This is a genomic window from Cellulomonas fengjieae, from assembly GCF_018388465.1.
Classification (GTDB): domain Bacteria; phylum Actinomycetota; class Actinomycetes; order Actinomycetales; family Cellulomonadaceae; genus Cellulomonas; species Cellulomonas fengjieae.
Genome location: NZ_CP074404.1, coordinates 2,577,714 through 2,601,973 on the forward strand (window position 1 = coordinate 2,577,714; position 24,260 = coordinate 2,601,973).

A 24,260-nucleotide genomic window follows, 5' to 3' on the forward strand; every position below is an offset into this window, starting at 1 on the left:
CGTCGGCGATCCTACCGGCGCCGATGTCCTGGTCAGGCACACTTCGGCCCGTCTCGGGGACCGTCCAGCCTGCCCGGCGTCAGGGGGCCGGGCGGTCCGGCACGCCGCCGGGCGGGCGACCCAGGGCCGCGCGGAACGCCTCGACGTGCTCGCGCGCGGCGGCGGCCCACGTGAAGCCGGCGGCGCGGGCGCGCGCCGCCGTGGCGAGCTCCGCACGCCGGGCGTCGTCCAGGAGCAGGGCGTGCAGCTCGGCGCCGATGCTGTCGGCGTCGGTCCCGCAGTAGGCGACGGCGTCCCCGCCCACCTCGGGCAGCGACAGCTCGCGGGTGGTGAGCACCGCGGCGCCGCAGGCCATCGCCTCGAGCACGGGGAGACCGAAGCCCTCCCCGAGGCTCGGGTAGGCGACCACCACCGCGCCGGACAGGAACCCGGGCAGGTCCTCGAGCGGCAGGTAGCCCGTGCGCCGCACGGTCAGGCCGGCGGGGACCGACTCCACGGCCGGGCCGACCCGGGTGTCCCACCCGGGCCCGCCCGCCAGCACGAGTGCCGGGGGCGGCTCGAGCCCGGTCACCGCTGCCGCCCAGCCGCGCACGAGGGCGGGGACGTTCTTGCGGGGCTCGAGGGTGCCGAGGAACGCCACGTACGGCAGCTCGCCGACGCCCAGGGTGGCGCGCACCCGCGCGCGCTCGACGTCGTCGACCGGGTGGAAAACCGTCGTGTCGACGCCGTGGTAGGCCACGTGGAACTTCGCCGACGCGGCGCCGGTGAAACGCCGCACCTCGTCCGCCGTGGCCTGGGACGGGACGACGAGGGCCGCGGCGTGCCGCACGGCGTAGCGGATGGCCCGCCGGAAGAAGACCCGCTTGACCCGCGAGTGCAGCTCGGGGTGGCTGAAGAACGTCGCGTCGTGCAGCGTGACCACGACGGGCACCCCGGCCCGCACGGGCATCGTGTAGTGCGGGCTCAGCAGCAGGTCCGCACCCAGCCGCCGGACGAGCCGCGGCAGTCCCACCTGCTCCCACACCAGCCGCGCGGGACGCCGGCCGGTCGACGCCGGGGCGGCCACCACGTCGGCGGCCGGCACCAACGCGGTCAGCAGCTCCTGGTCCCGGGGCTGGCAGACGACCACCAGGTCCACCCCGGCCCCGACCAGCGCCGGCAGCAGCGCGTCGACGTACCGTCCGACCCCGCCCCGGTCGACGGGCACCGCCGTCGCATCGATCACGACCTTCACGCGAGCACTCCTTCGATCGTCTCGGCCATCTGGCGGCCGCTCCGCTCCCACGTCCACTCTCGCGCACGAGTGCGGGCCTGGGCGGCCCTGTCGTCGCCCGCCCTGGTGAGCCGCACCGAGATCGCCTCGGCGAAGGCTCGCGGGTCGAGCGGGTCGACGTAGTCCACCAGCCCTGCGCCGATCTCCCGGAACGGTGGGATGTCCGAGACCACGGCCGGCACCCCCGACGCCATCGCCTCGAGCAGGGGAAGGCCGAAGCCCTCGTACAGGCTCGGGAACGCGAACAGGGTCGCACCCGCGTACACCGCGGGCAGGTCGGCGTCCTCGACGTACCCGGTGAACGAGACCTCGGCCAGGACGTCGGCCGGGACGTCCCCGGGCAGGTCCCGAGACCCCCACCCGGCGCGACCCACGATCACGAGCGGGTGGGCCCGCCGCAGGGCCGGGTCGACGCGCGACCAGGCGCGCAGCAGGGTGACCAGGTTCTTGCGCGGCTCGAGGGTGCCCACGGCGAGCACGTACCCCGAGGGCAGCGCCGGGCCCGCGGTCAGCGGGGCGAGGAAGGCCGGGTCGAGGCCGCAGTCCACGAGGTGCACGGGCGCGTGCCCCGGGAACTCCGCGTCGATGCGGGCGGCGGTGAACGGGGAGATCGTGGTGATCGCCGCCGCCTCGCGCATCGACCGCGGCACGTGCTTGCGCAGGTACGCGAGGTTCCGCTTCTCGATCACGTCCGGCAGGTCGACGTACGCCAGGTCGAAGACCGTGACCACCGACGGCACGCGCAGCGCCGGGAAGGCGGTGTAGTTGGTGCTGACCAGGGCATCCACGCGCGGGACCAGCCGGTCGACGGGCACGCGGGCGACCAGCGAGTACACCGCCTGGTAGGCACGTCGCGGCACCGGCAGCAGCACGCGCTCCACGTTCGGCAGGTCGGGCAGCAGGTACGGCCGCGCGCGGTCGTCGGTGAACCCGAGGACGACGAACCTCCAGTCGGGACGCGCGAGCGCGGTCTCGCGCAGGACGTTGGCGCTCCACCGGCCGATCCCGTCCATCGGCCGGGACAGCGGCGTGCCGTCGACCGCGATGGTGGGCCCCGTCACGGCGTCACCGTCGGGGTGCCGGCGTGGGTCGACGAGATCGCGGCGATGTGCCGCAGGGCGGGCAGCATGACGACCGTGGTGGCGACCAGCTCACCGAGCAGCAGACCCACCGCCGCGCCCACCGGCCCGACGGCCCACGCGAGCACGGCGATGCCCGTGATGCCGACGACGGCACCCCAGATGGTGGAGACCACCACCTGGCGGACGCGACCCGCAGGGACCAGCACGTGCCGGGTCGCCGAGATCCGCGCGGAGACCAGGAAGAACGCCGCACCGAGCCAGAAGCACGCCGGACGCGTCGCGGCGACGTCGGGTCCGAAGAGCACGCCCGACGCCCAGGGCCCGAGGACCGCGAGCACCGCCCAGCCGACGATCCCGACGCCGACGTGCGCCGCGAGGGCGACGCGCAGCCGGTGCGCGCGCTCGTCGAGACGCCCCTCGACCGTCCAGCTCTGGAACGCGTTGGCCAGCGTGATGGGCACGTAGAGCCCGAACTTGAAGAGCTTGTCCGCGGAGGCGAAGGAGCTGGCCGCGGCGGCCGGTGCGGTGGCGCTCACGACGGGCACGGGGAGGCTCTGGTACGCGCCGCCGGCGATGTCGTTGAACGCGATCGCCCGGTCCCGCACGACCAGCCGCCACAGCCCGGCCCGGCTCCAGCGCACCGGGGCCGTGCCCGCCAGGGTGCGCCTGCTGAAGAGCACCAGGCCGCCGAGGGAGGCCGTCAGGGCGAGCAGGGGGTAGAGCGTCAGCTCTTTCGTGGCGATGACGAGCGCGGCCGAGAGCGCCGCCGCCGCGACGCGCGGGACGGCCTCGTACAGCGCGATCGACCGCGGGTCCGCCGCCCCGACGGCGTACCAGGAGAAGGACAGCCCGGTCACGGAACCGGCCAGACCCATGAGGACCGTCGGCCACCCGTAGCCTGGCGCCGCGACGAGCCAGCAGATGAGCGAGACGACCGGGACGAGCGCGACCGTGAGCGCGCCGCGCACCGCGAGGCTCTCGCGATAGAACCGGGCGCGCGCCTCGCGGTCATCCGTGAGGGCGATCCGGGGCGGACCGGCCGTGTTCCAGCCGTAGGCGATGGCGATCGCCGCGAGCGTCCCGATGGACTCCCCCGCGGCGAGGCTGGCCCACCCCGCCTGGCCGGCGACCCGGCCCAGGACGGGCAGCACCAGGAGCGGCGTGACCAGCGAGATCATCGGGAGCCCGGCGAACCCGGCGAGCCGCCCCCCGAACGACCTCACGCTGCTCCGGCCAGCGCCTCGTCCAGCGCCTGTGCCGTCAGCTCTGCCGACCGGTCCCAGGTGAACTGCGCTGCCCGCGCACGGCCGCGGCGCACCTGCTCGGCCCGCTCCTGCGGGTGGTCGAGCATGTCGAGGAGCTCGCGCGCCAGGGCCTCGTGGTCGAGCGGGTCGCCGTAGTAGCGCGCGGCGTCGCCGCCCACCTCACGCAGCGCGCCGATCCCCGACGCGAGGACCGCGCACCCGTGCGCCATCGCGTCGACGACCGGGAGGCCGAAACCCTCCGCGAGCGAGGGGCACACGTACACCGCGGCGGACTCGAACAGGGCGTCGAGCTGAGGGGCGGTCACCCAGCCGAGCAGGTGGACGTCCTGGTCGAGCCCGAGCTCTGCCACGACGGGCGCGAGCGGGTCCGCACCGTGGCTGCCCGTCACGGCGAGCTGAGGGCGCCGGTCGGCGGGGATCGCGGCGAGGGCCCGCAGGAGCGTGACGAAGTTCTTGTGCGGCATCCGGTTGCCCGTGCTCAGCACCAGCGGCCGGGCGTCGTCGATCCCGAGCTGCGCCAGCTCGTCGCCGGTCGCGTGCGCCGAGGCGAGTCCCTTGGTGCCGTGCGGAGCGACCCGGATGGTCGAGGCCGGGACGCCGAGCACGCGCGTGATCGACGCCGCGGCGTCGTCGCTGCCGGTGACCACGAGCCGCGCGCTGCGCGCCGCCCGGCGGATCAGCCACGACGTGATCGCCTGCGTGATCCTGCTGACCTCGGGGTTCGGGAAGTCGTCCGCGATGACGTCGTGCACCGTCACGACGGTCGGCACGCCGGTCGACCGCGGGCCGAAGTTCGCGGGGCACCACACGAGGTCGGCGCCCGCACGGCGAGCGGCGCGCTGCACGAGCAGCACCTCCGCGGCGGCCCACAGCGGGCGGTTCAGACCGTCGACGCGCAGGGGCCGGGTGGTCCCGGGGAACCACTCGCGGATCGCCGGGTCCGCGGTGGTGTTCGTCAGCCCGACCAGCTCGACGTCCGGCCGCAGCGCGGCGAGGCGCGGCAGCAGCGCGCGTGCGTACGTCTCCGTCCCGCCTCGCTTGCCGGTGAAGTACAGCAGGTCGACGGCGATGCGGGGCCGCCGAGCCGTCACGGTGCCGTGCCCGTGGGGGTGAGCGGCAGGTCGAGCTCCGCGACGTCGTCCGGGACCGCCTCGGGCGCCGGCGGGTTGGACCGCGCGCGCGTCGGGATGGTGAGGATGCCGACGAACATGCTGGACATCATCGTCTGGAAGCCGAGCATGAGCCCGAGCGCCGCCGGGACGGCGATGCGGACGGCCGAGCGGGCGTCGAGCCCGCCGAAGTCCACCGAGCCCCAGCGCAGCACCTGGGTCACGGCGACGGCGAGGCCGAGCACGAACAGGGCCAACCCGATGAGCAGACCGCGTTCGAGGGTGAGCCGGTCGGCGATCGCCCGGAACCGGGGACCTGCGGGCAGGAAGCCCTCACGCTCCGCGAACACCTTGGTGAGGATGGCGAACAGGACGGCCTGGTACCCGACCACCGCCGCCGCGGTCGCGTAGATCATGGTCGACACGTCGAACCCGACGGAGCCGATCTCGACCGGTCCGAACAGCAGGACGAGGTTGGCCAGGATCCCCACGGCGAACAGCACGGCGCCGGGGTAGAAGAACAGCCACTTGGGCGAGAAGACCAGCAGGAAGCGCAGGTGGCGCCAGCCGTCGTGCCAGCTGCGCAGGTGCGGAGGCCGCGTGCGGCCGTCCTTGCTCAGCGTGGTGGGGACCTCCACGATCCGGAGCTTGGCCAGGCACGCCTCGACCACCATCTCCGAGGCGAACTCCATCCCGGACGTGCGCAGGCCGAGCCCCAGGATCGCCTGCCGGTCGAAGCCGCGCAGACCGCAGTGGAAGTCCCGGACGCCGGGCTTGAAGAAGCGTGCTCCGATGCCCGACAGCACCGGGTTGCCGAGGTACTTGTGCAGCGGCGGCATGGCACCGGGCGCAATGCCGCCCCGGAAGCGGTTGCCCATCACCAGCTGGTAGCCCTCGCGGAGCTTGGCGACGAACGGGTCGAGCGACGAGAAGTCGTAGCTGTCGTCGGCGTCGCCCATGATCACGTACGTCCCACGCGCGGCGGCGATCCCGCCGATCAGCGCGGAGCCGTAGCCCTTCTCCGCGACGGGCACGACCCGGGCGCCGGCCAGGCGCGCGATCTCCTGCGAGCCGTCGGTGCTCCCGTTGTCGGCGATCAGGACCTCGCCGTCGACACCCGAGCGCTCCAGATAGCCGAGCGCCTTGCGGATGCAGACCTCCAGCGTCTCTGCCTCGTTGAGACACGGCATGAGGATGGTGAGCTCGCAGCTCTGCGGCTGAGCCATGGCGTTCCGTCCGGGTCGACGAGAGGGGCGCGCAACTGTACCAATGTCCAGGGACGGCCCCGCCGGCCCCGGGACACTCGTCAGGAGCGTGTCAGCGCAGCCAGAATGCCCCGCGCCGCGGCGTCGGCGGTGCGCTCGCGTGCGGCGTGCTCGAACCAGGCCCGGGCGCCGGCGCGCAGCGCAGGTCCTCCCCGGACGGCCGCGACGAGGGCGGCACCGAGCGACTCCGCGGAGGCGGAGTCGGCGACGAAACCGTTCACGCCCTCCTGCACCAGCTCGACCGATGCGTTGTCGTCGCCCGCGACGAGCACGACCGGCGTGCCCACAGCGCAGGCCTCCACGACCACGAGGCCGTAACCCTCCCGGCGGGACGGGTTGACGAGCACGGCGGCGTCGCGCACGGCGGCCTCGAGCACGTCCTGCTCGACGAACCCCGGCAGCTCCACGACGTCGGTGAGCCCCAGCCGCCGGACCTCGGCCAGGACCGCAGGCCGCTGCTGGCCGTCGCCCAGGATCACCGCGCGCAGGTCCGGCACGTGCCGGCGCGCGACCTCGACGGCCGCCGGGATCGTCTCCACCTGCTTGTCGGGGATGTGCCGTCCGACGTACACGACCGTCGGCGGTTCGGCCGCCGCGAGGGACACGTCCGCCGTCGCGGCGCCGTGGATCAGGCCCGGGCTGACGACCGGCGGGCGACGGGCACCCTCGGCGACCAGCCGGCGCCCGTTCATCTGGCTGTGCGCGCTGACCAGGGGGCTGGCCCGGACGGCACGCCGCTGCAGCCAGGCTGCCACGCGGCCCAGCACTGGTCCGGAGTACGCGAGCCACTGGTCGCGGCGCCACACCTCGAGGAAGTCGGCGCAGATGCGCGTCCGCGTGCCGAGCAGCGCCAGCCGGACCGCGAACACGTTGAGCACCGGCAGCGCGCTGACGAGCACGGCGTCGTAGCGGCCACGCGTGCGCACCATGTGGCGGAACACCGCGAACGCGAAGACGAGCGCCGGCCAGGGGCGGCGCGCGCCCTGCGCGTCGTAGAGCTCCGACGGCCCCGAGACGGGCACCACCCGAACCCCGTCCAGGTCGGGCGGCGGACCGTCCCACTGCCGGCGGGTCAGGTAGTCGACGTCCCACCCCTGCTCCCGGAACGACTCGGCGAACAGCCTGTACTGGCGTTCGCCACCTCCGGTGCTCCACGGGAACAGGCAGTCGAACACGACGGCGATACGCACAGCGAGAGGGTAGCGGGCGATATCCTCGCCACCGCCCCACGCCAGCCGACCAGGGAGACCGATGCAGCCCGCCCCGACCGTCGAGCCGCACGCCATCCGCCTCCGTGCCGGCGGCGCACGCCCGTTCTGGCTCGCGTTCGGGATCCTGTTCGCGTTGACGGCGACCTGGTCGCTGGCCAGCCCGCTGGCGTCCGGTCCGGACGAGAACGCCCACATCGTCAAGGCCGCCGGGGTGGTGCGCGGCGACCTGCGCGGCCACTCGACACCCGACAACCCGGGTGCCGGCTCGGTCACCGTCCCCTACCTGTACCGGTTCACGCTCGACTACCCCGCCTGCTTCGCCTTCCGGGGCGCCGAGCCGGCCGACTGCGCGCCGGCGATGCCCGAGGGTGACGCGGCGGAGGTCCCGACGGACACCTCGACCTGGGTGATCCGCAACAACCCCCTCTACTACGCACTCGTCGGCACCCCCACGCTGCTGCCGCCGAGCACGCTCAACCTGTACCTCATGCGGCTGCTCAGCGCCGCGGTGTGCTCCGCGGTGCTCGCCTGGGGGTTCCGCGAGGTCCTCGCGCTGCGCCGCCGACCGCTCGTGACCGTGGGCGTCGTCGCCGCGCTGACGCCGATGGTCGTCTACCTCAACAGCACGGTGAACCCCTCCGCGCTCGAGATCAGTGCCGCGGTGACCCTGTGGGTGTGCCTGCTCGCACTCGTGCGCGCACCCGACCCGACGCGGCTGCGGTCGCGCGCCGCCGGGATCGCGGTCGTCGCCGTGCTCCTGGCCAACACGCGGGGGCTGTCGCCCGTGTGGGTGGCGCTGATCGCGCTGACCGTCGTCGCCGTCGGGCCGTGGAGCGGTGTCAGGGCCGTGCTCACCGATCGCCGGTCGTGGCCGTGGCTGGCCGTCGTGGTCCTCGGCACGGGCGCCGCGCTCGCGTGGACGTTCTCCGCGGGGACGCTCGAGGCCGGCGGGGCCGACCACCCGGAGCTCGGGTTCCTCTCGACGGCCAACCGCACCTTCTTCGACACGGGCGACTTCCTCGTCGCGTCCATCGGCCGGTTCGGCTGGCTCGACACGAGCCTCCCGCAGCTGGTCTACATGGTCTACACCGCCCTCATCGGCCTGCCCACGCTCCTGGCACTCTCCCTGGCCCGCAGGCGCGACCAGCTCGCGATGCTCGTGGTCATCGGGGTCGCGGTGCTCGTGCCGACGTTCCTGCACGCGTGGCAGGCGCGCAGCGTGGGCTACATCTGGACGGCCCGGTACTCGATCCCGCTCTTCGTCGGTGTGGTCGTCGTGGCCGGGTTCATCGGCCGCGACGCCGTGCGCGGGCTGCCGCGGTGGGTCGAGCAGCGCCTGGTCTCCACGCTGGTCCCGCTGCTCGCGGTCGGGCAGCTGATCGCGTTCCTGGTGAACCTGCGCCGGTACACGGTCGGTGACGGCGGGTCGTGGCGGCAGATCCTCTCCGGCGAGTGGGCGCCGCCCGTGCCGTCGGTCCTCCTCCTGCTCGTCCAGGTGGGCGCGCTCGCCGCTGGGACCTGGGCGCTGACCCGCCCGCAGCCCGACCTCGAGCCCGATGTCGACCCCGACGACGGTCCCGACGTGACGCCGGACGAGCGTCAGCCCGAGGGCGCCGCCGCACGGTAGACCGCGACGTGCGCCCGCGCGCTGGCCTCCCACGTGAAGCCGGCCGCGGTCTCGACGAGCTCCGCGGACGGCGCGGCCACCGAGACGGCGCGCACCAGGCCCGCGGCGATCGCGTCGACGTCCAGGGGGTCGACCAGCTGCGCGGACGACCCGGCGAACTCCGCCATCGAGGTGCCGGCGGACGTGACCACCGGGACGCCGTGCGCCATCGCCTCGAGCACCGGCATCCCGAAGCCCTCCCAGAGCGAGGGGAACGCGAAGGCCGACGCGGCCGCGTAGGCCGTCTGCAGGTCGGCGTCGTCCAGCCGGCCCAGCATGTGCACGGCGCCGGCCGGCAGCACCGACAGCGCCTGCTCGACCTGCGCGCCGCTGCCACCCCACCCGGCCGGGCCGACGAGCACGAGGTCGTGCTCGATGAGGCGCGCGGCCCGCGCACGGGCGAACGCCTCGACCAGCCGGACCACGTTCTTGCGCGGTTCGAGGGTGCCGCACCAGAGCACGTACGGCCGCTCCAGCCCGTGGGCCGCCCGCCACGCCGCCACCCGCTCGGAGGTCACGGGCGCCGCCCGCACACCGTGCGGCACGACCGTCAGGCGAGCCGGGTCCAACCCTTCCGCGACGCAGTCCGCACGAGTCGACTCGGACGGCACGACGATCCCGGCCGCCTCGTCCCGCACGATCCGCAGCGCACGCCGGAAGAAGGCGTTGCCCCGCTCGGTGAAGTGACCCGGGTCGCGCAGGAAGGCGAGGTCGTGGACGGTGACCACCAGGGGCCGCCGGTGCCCCGGTATCGCCCAGGTGGTGGCGTGCACGACATCGGTCGGTCCCGCCAGACGCTCGACCCGGGGGCGGCGCCAGCGGCTCCACGACTCGTACAGCGCCACGCGGGGCAGCCGGGAGTGACGCACCGGCACGCTCAGGAGCGGGCGTGGCAGGTCGGCCGCGGGGTGCCTTGCGGCGACGCCGACGACCCTCGCGGAACCGAGTGCCGCCAGGGCACCGCTCAGCTCGGCGATGTAGGAACCCGAGCCCCCGGGCACGGGCTGCCAGCACTGCTCGACGGTCATCGCGACCCGTACCGGATTCTCCACCCGGCGAGCGTAGTGGCGTCCGGCCGCTGGCTCCCGACGCCCTAGACTTCCCAGGTGCCTCCTGCCGTGCGGGTCCGGGCCCTGGTCGTGACCTGGGACGCGGCGGACCTCCTCCCCGCCTGTCTCGACTCCCTCGAGGCGCAGACCGTCCGGGACCAGATGGAGATCGTCGTCGTGGACAACGCGTCCAAGGACGGCACCGCCGAGCTCGTCGCGGAGCGGTACCCCGACGTCCGCCTGGTGCGAGCACCCCGGAACCTGGGTTTCGCGGGCGGTGCGCACCTCGGGCTGGCAGACCTCGACGCGGACTACGCGGTGCTGCTGAACAACGACGCCCGCTTCGCACCCGACGCGGTCGAGCGCCTCATGGCCGAGCTGGACTCCCCCGGGTCGCAGCGCGCCGGCGCCGCGACCGCCAAGATCGTGCTCACCACGCGCGACGCCGCCGGGCGCCGCCTGGTGAACTCGACGGGCAACATCGTCACGTCCGGGGGCACGGGCACGGACCGGGACTGGCTGGCGCCGGACGGCACGGAGTCCACCGACCCGGACGTCTTCGGCTTCTGCGGAGGTGCCGCGATGCTGCGGCGGGCCGCGCTGGACGACGTCGGCGACTTCGACCCGTCCCTGTTCCTCTACTACGAGGACACCGACCTGTCGTTCCGGCTGCGCAGCGGCGGGTGGACCGTGCGGTACGTCCCGTCCGCCGTCGCGGAGCACGACCACGCGGCCAGCTCGGGCACCGGCTCGGCGGTCTTCCGCTACTACAACACCCGCAACTCGCTCATCGTCATGACCCGGCACGCGCCCTGGCCCGTGGTGCTGCGCACGACGACTCGCCAGCTCCTGGGCCTCGTCCGGGCCGCCCTCACCGACGGCGTCCGGTCACCCGGCACAGGCGCACGGGCCCGTGGGCTGCGCGATCACCTGGCGCGACTCGGCAGGACCCTCGCGGAGCGTCGGCGGCTCGGCCGCGACGCCGTCGTGGACCGGTCCGCGCTGGCGCGGCTGCTCGTTCCCGCTCGACGGATCGCGGCTGATCCGCCACAGCGCTGAGCACAGTTCCAGGCGTTACCCTCAACCAGCATCCCGCCCCAGGAGGACTCGTTCGTGCACATCTGCAGCATCGTCGCAGCGCACAACGGCCCGGCAGCGCTCGTCACCTTGGCGGCGCTCCGCGGCCGTCACACGGATGCCGAGATCCACGTCCTCGACGTCGACGGGATCTGCGCCGACTGGCCCGACGTGCGGGTGCTGACGCCGGCGGACGTCGGCATCTCCCGGGCTGAGCTGCACATGGCGGGCATGCTCGCCGATGCGTCGACGCTGCCGGAGTGGCTCCTGCCCCGCCTGCTGCGCCTCCTCGTCTCCGAGGGCGCCACCGCCGTGTACGTCGCTCCGGGCATGCGTCCGGTGGGCGACCTGTCCCCGATCCGGGACGCCGCCGCACGCTCCGGGCTGGCGGCCGTCGCGCGCCGGGACACCCTGCCGCCGGACGACGGGATGTCCCCCTCTCCTCGTGACCTCGTCCGCGAGGGTCCGTTCCACGCCGGGATGCTCGGCGTGGGTCCGGGCGCGGAGAACCTCCTCGACGCCTGGATCGCGCTGTCGGACCCGGGCCTGCCCGCGCCGTGGCAGACCGCGCTGAGCGCGACGGCCCACGAGCTGGTCGGCTCGGCGACGATCATCTCGCCGTGGAACGTCGATCCGGACTCCGTCATCGTGGACGACGCCGGGACCTGGACGCTCAACGGGCTGCCCGTCGCCGCGATCGACCTCACGGAGACCGACCCGGCCCGCCCGTGGCTGTTCTCGACCGACGGGGCGGACACCGCGCGGGCGCGGCTGAGTGACCACCCTGACCTCGCCGCCCTCGTCACCCTGCACCTGGCGGAGGTCGCGGCGCTCGAGCCCGCCCAGCAGCCGGTCGCCCGGTTCGAGCGCACCGCCGGCGGGATCGTGGTGCACAGCGTCCTGCGCCGGGTGTTCCGCGAGGCCGTCGAGGCCTGGCGCGCGGGCGCGGGCCCCGTCCCGCCGGACCCGTTCGACACGACCCGTCCCGAGCAGTTCACGCAGTGGCTGGACGAGGTGGTGACCCGGAAGGGGACACCGCTCACCCGCTACGTGCTGGGGCTGTACCGGGACCGCCCGGACCTGCAGGCGCGCTACCCGCACGTCCCCGGGTCGGACAGCAAGAGCTTCATCGCCTGGGCCCGGGTGCACGCCCAGGTCGAGGGCGACTACGCGCGCGAGCGCGTCGCGGCGGGGGTGGCGACCGCCGCCCGCCAGCACGCACGCCCGTCGAACGGCGTGCGCACCGGACCCGTGGAGTGGCTCGTGGGCCGCTCCGGGATGCCGACCGGCGTCAACGTGGTCGGCTACCTGCGCGGCGAGCTGGGTGTCGGCGAGGCGGCCAGGCTGGTCCTCGGCGCGCTCGACACGACCGACGTGCCGCACCGCCCGTTCACGGTCGACGAGCACCTGCAGTCCCGGCAGCGGGCCGACGGGGACCAGGCGCCGGCCGCCGTCGAGGAGGCCGCCGCGACGTTCGCGACGACGCTGCTGTGCGTCAACGCCGACCAGGCCGGCTTCGTCCTCGACGGCCTGCCCGAGCTGAACCCGACCTACCGGATCGGGTACTGGTACTGGGAGGTCGAGGACTTCCCCGCGACGCTGCACGGTGGCTTCGGGCACGTCGACGAGATCTGGGCGGCCACGGACTTCGTGCGCGAGTCGATCGCCGCGCACACCCAGCTCCCCGTCGTCACGATGACCCCGGCGCTCCCCCAGCGGTCGGCACCCACGGAGCTGACCCGGCCCGAGCTCGGCCTGCCGGAGGACCGGACGCTGTTCCTGTTCTCGTTCGACCACCTGAGCACCACCGAGCGCAAGAACCCCGTCGACCTCATCGACGCGTTCCGGCGCGCGTTCGCCCCCGGCGAGGGACCGTGCCTGGTGATCAAGTCGATCAACTCCGACAAGCGGGTCGGCGACGCCGAGCGCGTGCGCCTGCGGGCCGCCGCGGAACCCGACGTGCTGCTGCTGGAGGAGTACCTGCCGCCGGCACACCGGGACGCGCTGGTCCAGCTGTGCGACGCCTACGTCTCCCTGCACCGCTCGGAGGGCCTGGGCCTGACGATCGCGGAGGCCATGGCACAGGGCAAGCCCGTCATCGCCACCGCCTACAGCGGCAACATGCAGTTCATGACGGACGCGAACTCCTACCTCGTGCCGTGGACGCCCGTACCGATCCCCGAGCACAGCGAGCCGTATCCCGTGGGCGGACGGTGGGCGCAGCCCGACCTGGACGCCGCAGCCGCCTGCATGCGGGCCGTCGTCGACGACCCTGCGGACGCCGCGCAGCGTGGTGAGCGTGCCGCGCAGGACCTGCGGACGCTGCACGGCCCCGAGACGGCGGGCCGGCGCATGGCGGCGCGCCTGGCCGAGATCGAGCGGGACATGCCCAAGGTCCGCTGGCGCGAGCGCGCCGCCCGGGGCCGCCGGTTCGTGCGGCGGGTCAGCCCGCTGTCCTGAGGGGGCAGCCCGCTCAGATCCTGAGGGGGCGGCCCGCTCAGATCCTGAGGGGCAGCCCGCTCAGATCTCGTCCTCGGCGCGGCCCACTACCCGGCGCACGCGGCCGGCCGCCCGGCGCACGACCTCGCGTGCTCCCCCGGCCGACATGTACTGCTTGGCCAGGGCGACGTCGTCGCGGATGCTCGGGCGCTGCCGGCGGAACACGGAGGCCCGCGGGGTGGGCTCGCCGAGCCGTACCGCGAGGTCGGCCGCGCGCCGGGGGAACCGGCAGAACTCCACGAGCGGCTGCAGGGAGACGCTCCAGGTGTACCGGCTCCGGAACTCGGCGACGCGTTCGGCGGCCTCGGCAGAGGCGTCCTCGTCGTAGAGCATCTCCTCGAGGGCTGCGACGAGGGCGTCGACGTCCCGCTCCGGCACCACGCGGCCGAGCCCGTGGTCGCGGATCAGCTCGCCGAACGTGTCACCGTCCGTCGCCACGATGGGCAGCGACGCCCACAGGTAGTCGAGGATGCGGGTCCGGAAGGAGAACGCCGTCTCGATGTGCAGGAAGTGGGTGGAGACCCCGACGTCGGCGTCGAGCAGGTAGTTGGCGCGCTGCGCGTACGGCACCCAGCCGTGGTTGAAGAACACGTGCTTGTTGGTCAGACCCAGCTCCTCGGCGAGCTGCTGGGTCTCCCACGCCATGCGCATGTCCGGCACGCCGGGGTTCGGGTGCTTCAGGCCCATGAAGTACAGGCGCACGTCCGGGTGCGCGACGCTGAGCCGGTGCACGGCCCGCAGCAGGGTCAGGGGATCGAACCAGTTGTAGACCCCGCCGCCCCAGAGGATCACCTTGTCGTCGGCGCCGATGCCGTCGACCACCCCGCGGATGGCCGAGGCGGTGCGGACGGGCGGCTCGTCGGGGATGCCGAAGGGCACGACGGCGATGAGCGCGTCGAGGCTCGCGTCCTCGTCGTACAGCGCGGGGTTGATCCGGCCCTGGCCGGCCAGCTGCCCGAGCCAGAAGTCGCGCTGCTTGTCCGAGGCGCACAGCAGGAAGTCGGCGCGACGCAGCTGCTCGTTGAGCACGCGGGTCGTCTCTCGCACGGCGAGAGCGCGTCCCCCGGTGCCCAGGTCTCGCGCCTGCTCCAGCTGCTCGAGGTGCATCGGGTCGTAGACGTCGGCCACGAGGATCTTCGAGCTCTTCTTGAGCCACGGAGCGGCCTCGAGCAGGAAGCCCTGGAAGATGATGACGTCCGCCCACTCGCAGGCGTCGTCGAGCGCGCGGCCGGAGGCGTAGGACGTCGAGAACGCGTCGCTGCTCACCTGGCAGCCACCCGTCGAGACGAGGCGGACGTCGTGCTCCGGCGCGAGCGCCCGGGCGATCTCCCAGGCCCGGATCGCCGGCCCGGCCATCCGCTCGAGCAGCGGCTCCCCCGTGACCACGAGGACGCGCTGCCGCGAGATGAAGTGCTCCGCGAGCCCGAAGGCGGCGACCACGTCGCGGTGGGCCGACAGGTAGGACGGGAAGCCGTACGCGGGCTCGATGGCGTGCCGGAACAGCGGGAACAGCTCGCGGTCGGTCCGCCGCCGCAACGCCTGGAGCTCCTGGCGCGTCTCGGTCAGGCTCGCCAGGTTGTCCGTGAAGTAGTCGATCGCGTAGACGCCGGTGAGGGCCATCTTCGGCAGCACGACGTCGCCCTCGTCGTCCCCGCCCGGGGAGCGCTGCAGGTCGAGCGTGGTCGCGTCGACGTCGGCCCGCGCCAGGGAGCGGCGGACGGCCAGCGCCATCGCGCCCGGCAGCGCCTTGGCGAGCGTCTCGTCGTCCATGTTCTTGTACATGGACATCAGCGCGTTGCGCTCGAGCAGGTACGACTCGCGGAAGCTGCCGAACTTCTTCATCGTCACGTGGTGCTTGTGGAAGGCCAGCGACCGCGGCTCGTACCGGACCCGGTAGCCCAGGAGGTTCAGCCGCCAGCCGAGGTCCACGTCCTCGTAGAACATGAAGAAGCGCTCGTCGAAGCCGCCGACCGCGCGGAACACGGCGGTCGGCATGACCGTCGCGGCGCCCGTGGCGAACAGGACGTCCTTCGGCACGTCGAACTCGGCGGAGTCGGCGCGGCCGACCTCGCGCTTGTAGCCCATGCCGTACCAGGTGAGGGACCCGTCGACGTAGTCGACGACCTTGCCGTCCCAGTCCAGCACCTTGCTGGCGATCGCGCCGATCCGCTCGTCCGACCGCAACGTTTCGACCGCTGCCGCGACCCAGAGCCGGTCCGGGCGCGCGTCGTTGTTGAGGAACGCCACGTACTCGCCGGTCGCGTGCGCGACACCGAGGTTGCAGCCCCCCGCGAACCCCGTGTTGGACCCGGCCGGGATCACGGTCGCCTGCGGCACGGCGGCACGGATCCGCGCGACGCTGTCGTCGCCCGAGTCGTTGTCGACCACGAGCAGCTCGAGCAGGTCCGCCGGCCAGTCCATCTCGAGCAGGTGCCCGAGGCAGGTGATCGTGTCGTCGGCGCCGCGGTAGTTCACGAGCACCACGGACACGACGCCCGGGCGGATCTCTGGCTCAGCGGATCTCATGCGTGCCTCTCAGGATCGACATGTCGTGCTCGACCATCCGACCCACGATCTCGTCGAAGGGGACGGTCGGTGCCCAGCCGAGCACCCGACGCGCCCGGCCGGCGTCGCCGACCATCTCCGTCGGGTCGGCGGGTCGGACGAAGGCAGGATCCACGACCACGTGCTGACGCCAGTCCTCGATCCCGGCCCTGCGGAACGCGGCCTCCACGAACTGCGCCACCGAGTGGGCGTGGCCGGTGGCGACCACGAAGTCGTCCGCCTCGTCGTGCCGCAGAGCCCGGACGAGGGCGTCGACGTAGTCCGGCGCCCAGCCCCAGTCGCGACGTGCGTCAAGGTTGCCCAATGCAAGCGTTCCGGCACCATCATGCGCTATCCGAGCCGCGGCCGCAGTGATCTTGCGGGTGACGAAAGCGGTCGGGCGCAGCGGCGACTCGTGGTTGTACAGGATGCACGTGGCGACGTGGAGGCCGCGCGCCCGGTAGACCGCCGCCATCTGGTGCGCGTACGCCTTCGCGGCGCCGTACGGCGAGACCGGGCGGATCGCGGTCGTCTCGTCCTGCGGTGCCACCTCGGGGAGGCCGAACATCTCGGCGCTGGACGCCTGGACGAGCCGCACCGGCAGGCCCCGGTCCTGCTGGAGGCGCCATGCCGCGTCGTACAGCCCGACGGCACCGAGCCCCGTGACCGCACCCGTGAGCACGGGGTGCTCCCAGGAGAACGCCACGGAGCTGATCCCACCGAGGTTGTAGATCTCGTCGGGCTCGACCTCGCGGACGAGGTCGCGGATGCGCTCCGCGTCGGTGAGGTCCCCGACGTGCACCTGCACCTCGGGGACCCCGTCGAGCGCCCACTCGTCGCGGTCACGCGCCTCGCGGGCCAGACCGTGCACCTGGATGCCTTCAGCCACGAGCCGGCGGGCGAGGATCGTTCCGTCCTGCCCGGTGATGCCCGTGACGAGCGCCGTCGTCAACTGCTCACCTTCCGTTGAGCGCGCGCTGCTCCGCGAGGTCGTTCTCGACCATCATCGTGACGAGCCCGGGGAAGTCGACCTTCCGCTCCCAGCCGAGCTGGTCGTGCGCCTTGCTCGGGTCACCGATGAGCAGGTCCACCTCGGCAGGCCGCATGAACCGCGGGTCCTGCTTGACCAGCGGCTCCCAGTCGTCGATGCCGACGTGCCGGAACGCGATGTCCAGCAGCTCGCGGATCGAGTGCGTCTCGCCGGTGGCCACCACGTAGTCGTCGGCCTCGTCCTGCTGCAGCATGCGCCACATGGCGTCGACGTAGTCGCCGGCGAAGCCCCAGTCGCGCTTGGCGTCGAGGTTGCCCAGGGTGATGTCGTCCTGCAGGCCGAGCGAGATCCGCGCGACCGCCTGCGACACCTTGCGGGTGACGAACTCCGGGCCGCGGCGGGGCGACTCGTGGTTGAACAGGATCCCCGAGGAGGCGTGCATGCCGTACGACTCGCGGTAGTTGATCGTCATGTAGTGGCCGAACACCTTGGCCACGCCGTAGGGCGAGCGCGGCCACAGCAGCGTGTTCTCGCGCTGCGGGACCTCCTGCACCTTGCCGAACATCTCGGAGGACGACGCCTGGTAGAAGCGGACCTTCGACATGTCGTCGTGCGAGTAGAGCCGCACGGCCTCGAGGATGTTCAGCACCGCCTTGCCCGTCACCTCGGACGTGAGGAGCGCGTTCTCCCACGAGTAGGCGACGAACGAGATCGCACCCAGGTTGTAGACCTCGTCCGGCTGCGCCACCTCGAGCGCGCGGATGAGGGAGGAGATGTCGGTGAGGTCGCCGGTGACCAGCTTGACGCCCGGGACCGTGTTCCGCACCAGCTCGAGCTTGGGGTTGTTCTGCCCCCGGATGAGGCCGTAGACCTCATATCCCTTGGCGAGCAGGAGCTCGGAGAGGTAGAGACCGTCCTGGCCGGTGATGCCGGTGATGAGTGCGCGGGGCATGATTCCTCAGGGTCTAGGGCGGATGGGCACCTAGGAGAGTACCGGGTTCACCGACCTCAGTTGAGGTCCTCGCACCGCCCCCCCACGTATGATCGATCGGTGCCCCCTTCTCCGACGTTCGTGTCGTATGCCCAGAACCGGGAAGACGTGGTGCTCTGGAGGGCACTGCGTGGGATCCCGGAAGGTCGCTATGTCGACGTCGGAGCCAACGACCCCCGTCTGTTCTCGGTGACCCGCGGCTTCTACGAGCTCGGCTGGTCGGGTATCACCATCGAGCCGGTCCCGGCCTTCGCCGCGGCGCAGCGCGCGGAGCGCCCCCGCGACACGCTCATCGAGGCCGCCGTCACCGACGAGGCGATCGACACCGTCACGCTGCACGTGTTCGAGGACACCGGGCTGTCCACGCTCGTCGACGAGGTGAGCGAGCGGCACGTGGGTGCGGGCTTCGCCGGTTCGGACGTCGTGGTCCCCGCCCGCACGCTCGACGACATCCTGGCCGAGGCCGGCTGGGACGACGTCGACATCCACTTCATGGTGGTGGACGTCGAGGGCGCCGAGGCGGCCGTCATCCGCAGCGCCGACCTCGCACGCTGGCGGCCGTGGGTGCTCGTGATCGAGTCGACCGCGCCGCTGTCGACCGAGCCGACGCACGAGGTGTGGGAGGGCGACGTCCTGGCTGCGGGCTACACCTTCTGCCTGTTCGACGGCCTCTCCCGCTTCTACGTCTCCCCCGACCACCCCGAGCTGGTGCCGCTCGTCTCCTACCCGGCGTGCCCGCTCGACGAGTACGACACCGACGCGGAACGCGAGCAGCGCGCCTCGATCGAGCGCCTGACCGACGAGGTGGTCCGGTGGCGCACCGCCGCACTGACCCGGTGGGCCGATCGCTCCGACAGCACCCTGAGCCGTGCCGCCGACCAGCGCCGCATCGCCGCGCTGGAGGCCGAGCTCGTCGCGGTCAGGCGGACGGTGTCCTGGCGCCTCACAGCACCGCTGCGCGCGGTGCGTGGGGTGGCTCGATGACGGTCGGGACGACCTCGGCCCCGAGCATCGACGTCACGGTCGCGCTGGCGCAGCGCCTGCGGTCCGCCGCGGATGCGGCCATCGCCCAGCCACCGGCGCGCGCCGACGAGCCGGCCGAGGACGCCGACGCCTGCCTGGCCGCGCTCGTCGCCCGGCTCCGGGACACGCGGGACCCCGCCCTGGCCTGGTTGGTCCTCACGTCCCTGGCGGGCGCGTACCCGATGGCCGAGGACGTCCGGCACATCCTGCGTCGGGTGGACCTCGAGGACACGACCGACCTGACGCTGCACGTCCTGGACCGCGCGGACACGATCGCCTCCGAGCACGCCTCCGTGCGCCGGCACGCGGTGGTGACCACCGGGGTCGTCGTCGACGTCGACATGTGCGCGCGCCACCCCTTCCACAACGGGATCCAGCGCACCGCCCGGGAGGTGGTGCGGGCCTGGTCGACCGAGCACGACACCGTCCTGACGGCCTGGACCTCGAGCGCGGGGATCCTGCGCACGCTGACGCCCGACGAGCAGGAGCTCGCGGCCCGGTGGGACGACTCGTTGCGCGACCGCCCGGCGAGCGAGACGGATCCCGACGACGAGACCGACATCGTGATCCCGTGGGGCGCGACGCTCGTGCTGGCCGAGGTCCCGCTGGCGGACCGCTGCCCCCGCCTGGCGGCCCTCGCGGAGATGTCCGGGACCCGGGTCGTCTGCATCGGCTACGACGCGATCCCCGTGATCAGCGCCGACCTGCGCCCGCTCGGCGAGCCCAACGGCTTCGCGAGCTACCTCGCGGTCATCAAGCACGCGGCGCGCGTCGCCGGGATCAGCGCGTCCGCCGCCGAGGAGTTCGCCGGCTTCGGCGCGGCGCTGTCGGCGCAGGGCCTGCCCGGCCCCGTGGTCAGCGAGGTCACGCTGCCGGCCACCGTGCCCCCCGCCCCCGAGGGCTGGGTACGGGTGCCGCCGGCGCGTCCCCTCGCGCTCGCGGTCGGCCGGCTCGAACCGCACAAGAACCACACGGCGCTGCTGCACGCGGCCGAGCGGCTCTGGCAGGAGGGGGTCGAGTTCGACCTGCGCCTGGTGGGCGGTGCCGGCTGGGACACCACCCGGGTGGAGGCGCAGCTGGACCGCCTGAAGCGTGCCGGAGCGCCCGTGACCTGGGACCGCACGCTGGGCGACGACGAGCTCTGGTCGCTGCTGCGCACCGCGTCGTTCACCGTCTTCATCTCGCTGCACGAGGGCTTCGGGCTCCCCGTCGCCGAGTCCCTCGCCTGCGGCACGCCCGTGCTCACCACGAGCTACGGCAGCCAGGCGCAGATCGCCGCCGCCGGTGGCTGCCTGACCGTCGACCCGCGCGACGACGAGTCCGTGCTCGCCGGCCTGCGTGCCATGGTCACCGACCCGGACCTGCGCGCCCGGCTCCGGGACGAGGCCGCGCACTACCCCGTCCGGACGTGGCAGGACTACGCCGCCGACCTCTGGACCGATCTCGTCGAGGGAGGAGCACCGTGACCCGGACCGTCAACCCGCGGTACGCCGTCGGTCGCACCCTCGCGCGCGCCGGTGCGATCCGTGCGCGCGTCGGGGAACCCCGCGTGTCGCCGTCGCAGTGGCACCGCCGGCTGCTCACGCTGGCCCGGGCGCTCGAGCCCGACGTGCCGGGGTCGCTCGACGCCACCCAGGCCGAGCACCACGTGCTGCGGCTGCTCGGCCCCGCCGACGACGCACGGACCTGGCTCGCGCTCGCGGTCCTGTCCGCCCGGTTGCCGACCGCGGACGAGGTCACCGACGCCCGCCGGGCCGCGCAGCTCGCCGGCCCGCGCGCCCTGCTCGAGGCGGCGCGCGCGGCGGGCACCGCAGAGTCGGTCCGCCGCGAGGTCCGCGTGGTCACCGACGACACCATCGTCGACATCGGCGACCTCGTGCTCTTCCCGCTGGGCACGGGGATCCAGCGGGTGGCGCGCAGCGTGACGCGGGCGTGGCGCGAGCAGCAGTCGTTCACGGCCGTGGGGTGGACCCCGGACATGGACGCGATCTACGCGCTCGACGACGCCGCCTGCGACGCCGCGCTCTCCGGCGCCACCCGCGTGGTCGCCTATCCCCACGATGACGACACCGACGGCGACGACGCACCCGTGACGGTGGTCGTGCCCTGGCGCGGCACCTACGTGCTGCCGGAGCTCGCCATCCAGGCCCGCCGGTGCGCCTCCCTCCAGTCGATGGCGCGGTTCTCCCGCACCCGCTGCGGCGTGATCGGCTTCGACTGCGTGCCGCTGACCTCTGCCGAGACCTCCGCGACCGGGTTCCCCGCGGTCTTCGCGCTCAACCTGGCGGCAGTCGCCGAGTTCGACGTCGTCGCGACGATCTCCCGCGCCGCGGCGGCGGAGTACGAGGGGTGGCGGCGCATGCTCGCCGGCGCCGGGCTGCCGGGGCCTCGCGTGACTCCCCTCCTGCTGCCCGCCCACGCGCCGAAGCCGTCCCCGAAGGCGCTGCAGGACGCGCGCGAGCGCTTCGTGGTCGCCCAGATGCCGTTCGTCCTGTGCGTCGGCAGCCACGAGCCGCGCAAGAACCACCTGGCCGTGCTGCACGCGGCCGAGGTGCTCTGGCGGCGCGGCATGCAGTTCAGCCTGTCCTTCGTCGGCGGCAACTCGTGGAACAGCGACGAGTTCACCGAGCGGCTCGGCGAGCTGATCGGCGCGGGCCGCCCGGTCGAGTCGGTGAGCAGCCTGAGCGACCGGATGCTCTGGGGCGCCTACCGACTGGCTCGGTGCACGGTCTTCCCGTCGGTCAACGAGGGGTTCGGCCTGCCCGTGGCCGAGTCGCTCGCCGCGGGGACGCCGGCGATCACCTCCGACTTCGGCTCGATGCGGGAGATCGCCGCGCACGGCGGCGCGCTGCTCATCGACCCGCGGCGCGAGGACCAGCTCGTCGACGCGCTCGAGCGGATGCTCACCGACGACGAGCTGCACGCCACGCTCAGCGCGCAGGCCGTGTCCCGGCCCGAGGGCACGTGGGAGCAGTACGCAGCCCGCCTGTGGGAGATCTTCCACACCACGGCGGTGGACGGTTGACACGGAACGTCCCGGTACGCTGTCGGGGCCGATCCAGCGGTCGGCCGCAGGACCATCCGCTTGGAGCGACGAACGAATGACATCCATCAGCGAAGAGCGGGCTGCTCGCCTCCGTCTCGAGCCCATGCGCACCACGGGCCCCAAGCCCGGCCTGGCGGCCGGCACAGCGGCCCAGATGAAAGAGATCTGGCAGCACCGCGAGCTGCTGAACATGCTCATCCGGCGCGAGCTCAAGTCGCGCTACAAGGACAGCGCCCTGGGCTTCGTCTGGAGCCTGCTGCGCCCGCTCGCCCTGCTGCTCATCTACTTCGTCGCCCTCGGGCAGTTCCTCGGGGCCGCGCGCCAGATCCCCGACTTCGCTGTGTTCATCTACACGGGACTCACCGCGTGGGGGCTGTTCTCCGAGGCGGTGACCACCGGGTCCGCGTCGATCGTCAACAACGGCGGCCTGATCAAGAAGGTGTACCTGCCGCGGGAGATCTTCCCGCTCAGCGCGCTGGGCTCCTCGCTGTTCAGCTTCGCGATCCAGCTGATGATCCTGTTCACCGCGACCATCGTCGTCGGCGACGTGCCCACCGGCAGCAAGTGGCTCTACCTCCCCCTGTCGCTGGCGGTCATCATCGTCACCGCGCTGGGCTGGTCCCTGCTCCTGTCGGCCGTGAACGTCTACCTGCGGGACGTCACCTACCTCGTCGAGATCGCGCTGATGATCGCCTTCTGGGCGTCGCCGATCGTCTACTCCTGGGCCCTCGTGCAGGACAAGGCCAGCCCGCTGCTCGAGCAGATCTACCTGACCAACCCGATGACCGTCGCGGTGATGGGCTTCCAGCAGACGTTCTGGATGGCCGGCCGCGACCAGCCCGTCCCGGAGAACCTGGGCACGCTGCTCGGCATCTGGCTGGCCGTCGGCATCGTCTTCGTCTGGGTCGCGCAGCGGGTGTTCGTGCGCCTCCAGGGCAACTTCGCACAGGAGCTGTGATGAGCAACCCCACGGTCGTCCAGGTCAACGACCTGTCCAAGCGCTTCGTGATCCGCAAGGAGAAGTCGCTCAAGGAACGGGTGGTCAACTTCGGCCGCTCGAACCTGCACAAGGAGGACTTCTGGGCGCTCCGTGACGTGAACATCGCCATCGAGTCCGGGACGACGGTCGGCCTCATCGGGCCGAACGGCTCGGGCAAGAGCACCCTGCTCAAGATGATCGGCGGGATCCTGCAGCCCACCACGGGCACCGTGCAGGTCCGCGGCCGGATGGCCGCGCTCCTGGAGCTCGGGGCCGGGTTCCACCCCGACCTCACGGGCCGCGAGAACGTCTACCTGAACGCGTCGATCCTGGGGCTCAGCACGGCGCAGATCGACCGGTACTTCGACGCGATCGTCGACTTCTCCGGCATCGAGCCGTTCATCGACACCCAGGTCAAGTTCTACTCGTCGGGCATGTACGTGCGCCTCGCCTTCTCGGTGGCCGTGCACGTCGACCCCGACCTGCTCCTGGTCGACGAGGTCCTCGCCGTCGGTGACGAGCCGTTCCAGCGCAAGTGCATGGACCGCATCCGCCAGTTCCAGACCGAGGGCCGCACGATCGTGCTGGTGACGCACGGCCTGGACCAGGTGGCGGAGCTGTGCGACCGGGCCATCGTGCTCGAGCACGGCGTCGTGAAGGCCGACGGCGCCCCGCGCGACGCGCTGCGCGTGCTGCGCACCGACTTCGACCAGATCCGCGCCGATGAGCTCCAGCGCGAGCGGGCCGACACGTCGGCCCAGGGCGCCGAGGCGCGCCCCAGCGCGCGCATCGTCAGCGCGCAGGTCCTGCAGGACGGCCAGCCCGTGGACACCATCTCCGTCGGGACACCGATCACCATCCGCGTCACCCTCGAGGCCGCCGACCCGCTCGAGTCCTGGATCCTCGGGTTCGGCTTCGACTCCGCGGGGGGCCAGACCATCTACGGGACCAACAGCAAGCTGCTCAAGGTCGCCCTGCCCACGGTCGTCGGGACGGCGTCGTTCGACTTCGACGTCCCGCAGGCCCGTCTGGGCGAGGGCGCCTACACCGTGCACGGCGCCATCGCCGACGCCTCGGGCGCCGAGATCCACCGGCTGCGCGAGGCCGCCCGGGTGCACGTCACGACCCCCGGCACCGAGATCGGGTTCGTCCACCTCGGCGCGACGCTCGCGGCCACCCCGGTCTGACGC

General features: G+C 73.0%; 18 protein-coding genes. 8 read left to right on the forward strand and 10 right to left on the reverse strand.

Features of this window, described 5'->3' with window-relative positions; genetic code table 11:
* Positions 1 to 79: 79 nt before the first annotated feature.
* From KG102_RS11915 to KG102_RS11940, 6 genes are all read right to left on the reverse strand, one after another.
* Positions 80 to 1,234: a glycosyltransferase family 4 protein gene (locus tag KG102_RS11915; protein ID WP_208288677.1), complete on the reverse strand. Its 1,155-nt coding sequence runs from the start codon at positions 1,232 to 1,234 to the stop codon at positions 80 to 82.
* The gene (locus KG102_RS11920; protein WP_208288675.1) at positions 1,231 to 2,334 is read right to left on the reverse strand and encodes a glycosyltransferase family 4 protein; all 1,104 of its coding nucleotides are present in this window, start codon (positions 2,332 to 2,334) and stop codon (positions 1,231 to 1,233) included. Before KG102_RS11920 ends, KG102_RS11915 begins: the two co-directional genes overlap by 4 nt.
* On the reverse strand, positions 2,331 to 3,578 hold the full coding sequence (locus tag KG102_RS11925) for a lipopolysaccharide biosynthesis protein (RefSeq protein ID WP_208288672.1): 1,248 nt from the start codon (positions 3,576 to 3,578) through the stop codon (positions 2,331 to 2,333). The genes KG102_RS11920 and KG102_RS11925 overlap by 4 nt, the downstream gene beginning before the upstream one ends.
* Positions 3,575 to 4,711 (reverse strand): glycosyltransferase family 4 protein, encoded by a 1,137-nt coding sequence (locus KG102_RS11930; protein ID WP_208288671.1) that lies wholly within the window; start codon positions 4,709 to 4,711, stop codon positions 3,575 to 3,577. Before KG102_RS11930 ends, KG102_RS11925 begins: the two co-directional genes overlap by 4 nt.
* The gene (locus KG102_RS11935) at positions 4,708 to 5,955 is read right to left on the reverse strand and encodes a glycosyltransferase family 2 protein (RefSeq protein ID WP_208211661.1); all 1,248 of its coding nucleotides are present in this window, start codon (positions 5,953 to 5,955) and stop codon (positions 4,708 to 4,710) included. The genes KG102_RS11930 and KG102_RS11935 overlap by 4 nt, the downstream gene beginning before the upstream one ends.
* An 80-nt stretch (positions 5,956 to 6,035) precedes the next feature.
* Positions 6,036 to 7,184, reverse strand: coding sequence for a glycosyltransferase family 4 protein (locus KG102_RS11940; RefSeq protein ID WP_208288670.1), 1,149 nt, complete (start codon positions 7,182 to 7,184; stop codon positions 6,036 to 6,038).
* 61 nt (positions 7,185 to 7,245) lie between these two features.
* Between KG102_RS11940 and KG102_RS11945 the strand changes: the two genes are divergently transcribed.
* Complete coding sequence (locus tag KG102_RS11945) at positions 7,246 to 8,832, forward strand: DUF2142 domain-containing protein (protein WP_208288669.1); 1,587 nt, start codon at positions 7,246 to 7,248, stop codon at positions 8,830 to 8,832.
* Here the strand turns inward: KG102_RS11945 and KG102_RS11950 are convergent.
* Positions 8,805 to 9,923, reverse strand: coding sequence for a glycosyltransferase family 4 protein (locus KG102_RS11950; protein WP_208288667.1), 1,119 nt, complete (start codon positions 9,921 to 9,923; stop codon positions 8,805 to 8,807). The genes KG102_RS11945 and KG102_RS11950 overlap by 28 nt on opposite strands.
* 54 nt (positions 9,924 to 9,977) lie before the next feature.
* Between KG102_RS11950 and KG102_RS11955 the strand changes: the two genes are divergently transcribed.
* Both KG102_RS11955 and KG102_RS11960 read left to right on the forward strand, forming a co-directional pair.
* On the forward strand, positions 9,978 to 10,979 hold the full coding sequence (locus KG102_RS11955; RefSeq protein ID WP_208288665.1) for a glycosyltransferase family 2 protein: 1,002 nt from the start codon (positions 9,978 to 9,980) through the stop codon (positions 10,977 to 10,979).
* Positions 10,980 to 11,033: 54 nt separating this feature from the next.
* A complete protein-coding gene (locus KG102_RS11960; protein WP_208288663.1) occupies positions 11,034 to 13,457 on the forward strand; it encodes a glycosyltransferase in 2,424 nt (807 codons plus the stop codon).
* A 60-nt stretch (positions 13,458 to 13,517) separates the two neighbouring features.
* On the opposite strand, the gene KG102_RS11965 is transcribed toward KG102_RS11960, so the two are convergent.
* From KG102_RS11965 to KG102_RS11975, 3 genes are read right to left on the reverse strand one after another with little or no spacing between them, the layout of a single operon-like run.
* The gene (locus tag KG102_RS11965) at positions 13,518 to 16,022 is read right to left on the reverse strand and encodes a glycosyltransferase (RefSeq protein WP_208211673.1); all 2,505 of its coding nucleotides are present in this window, start codon (positions 16,020 to 16,022) and stop codon (positions 13,518 to 13,520) included.
* Positions 16,009 to 16,992, reverse strand: coding sequence for a GDP-mannose 4,6-dehydratase (locus KG102_RS11970; RefSeq protein WP_208211675.1), 984 nt, complete (start codon positions 16,990 to 16,992; stop codon positions 16,009 to 16,011). Before KG102_RS11970 ends, KG102_RS11965 begins: the two co-directional genes overlap by 14 nt.
* Before the next feature lie 4 nt (positions 16,993 to 16,996).
* Entirely contained in the window at positions 16,997 to 17,983 is a 987-nt protein-coding gene (locus KG102_RS11975) for a GDP-mannose 4,6-dehydratase (RefSeq protein WP_208211677.1), read from the reverse strand.
* 150 nt (positions 17,984 to 18,133) lie between these two features.
* Here KG102_RS11975 and KG102_RS11980 point away from each other — a divergent pair, with 150 nt between their 5' ends.
* The 5 genes from KG102_RS11980 (at position 18,134) to KG102_RS12000 (ending at position 24,257) form a co-directional block, all read left to right on the forward strand.
* Positions 18,134 to 19,006 (forward strand): FkbM family methyltransferase, encoded by an 873-nt coding sequence (locus KG102_RS11980; RefSeq protein WP_208211679.1) that lies wholly within the window; start codon positions 18,134 to 18,136, stop codon positions 19,004 to 19,006.
* Entirely contained in the window at positions 19,003 to 20,511 is a 1,509-nt protein-coding gene (locus KG102_RS11985) for a glycosyltransferase (RefSeq protein WP_208288659.1), read from the forward strand. The genes KG102_RS11980 and KG102_RS11985 overlap by 4 nt, the downstream gene beginning before the upstream one ends.
* On the forward strand, positions 20,508 to 22,070 hold the full coding sequence (locus KG102_RS11990) for a glycosyltransferase family 4 protein (protein ID WP_208288657.1): 1,563 nt from the start codon (positions 20,508 to 20,510) through the stop codon (positions 22,068 to 22,070). The genes KG102_RS11985 and KG102_RS11990 overlap by 4 nt, the downstream gene beginning before the upstream one ends.
* Before the next feature lie 124 nt (positions 22,071 to 22,194).
* Positions 22,195 to 23,049: an ABC transporter permease gene (locus KG102_RS11995; protein ID WP_243883908.1), complete on the forward strand. Its 855-nt coding sequence runs from the start codon at positions 22,195 to 22,197 to the stop codon at positions 23,047 to 23,049.
* Positions 23,049 to 24,257, forward strand: coding sequence for an ABC transporter ATP-binding protein (locus KG102_RS12000; RefSeq protein WP_208288654.1), 1,209 nt, complete (start codon positions 23,049 to 23,051; stop codon positions 24,255 to 24,257). Before KG102_RS11995 ends, KG102_RS12000 begins: the two co-directional genes overlap by 1 nt.
* The last annotated feature ends 3 nt before the right edge of the window (positions 24,258 to 24,260 follow it).

What these genes read in the sequence shown, in the direction of transcription:
- KG102_RS11965 (WP_208211673.1), bottom strand. Translation starts at nt 16,022, where the DNA reads ATGAGATCCGCTGAGCCAGAGATCCGCCCGGGCGTCGTGTCCGTGGTG.
- KG102_RS11995 (WP_243883908.1), top strand. Translation starts at nt 22,195, where the DNA reads ATGCGCACCACGGGCCCCAAGCCCGGCCTGGCGGCCGGCACAGCGGCC.
- KG102_RS12000 (WP_208288654.1), top strand. Translation starts at nt 23,049, where the DNA reads ATGAGCAACCCCACGGTCGTCCAGGTCAACGACCTGTCCAAGCGCTTC.
- KG102_RS11975 (WP_208211677.1), bottom strand. Translation starts at nt 17,983, where the DNA reads ATGCCCCGCGCACTCATCACCGGCATCACCGGCCAGGACGGTCTCTAC.
- KG102_RS11945 (WP_208288669.1), top strand. Translation starts at nt 7,246, where the DNA reads ATGCAGCCCGCCCCGACCGTCGAGCCGCACGCCATCCGCCTCCGTGCC.
- KG102_RS11935 (WP_208211661.1), bottom strand. Translation starts at nt 5,955, where the DNA reads ATGGCTCAGCCGCAGAGCTGCGAGCTCACCATCCTCATGCCGTGTCTC.
- KG102_RS11985 (WP_208288659.1), top strand. Translation starts at nt 19,003, where the DNA reads ATGACGGTCGGGACGACCTCGGCCCCGAGCATCGACGTCACGGTCGCG.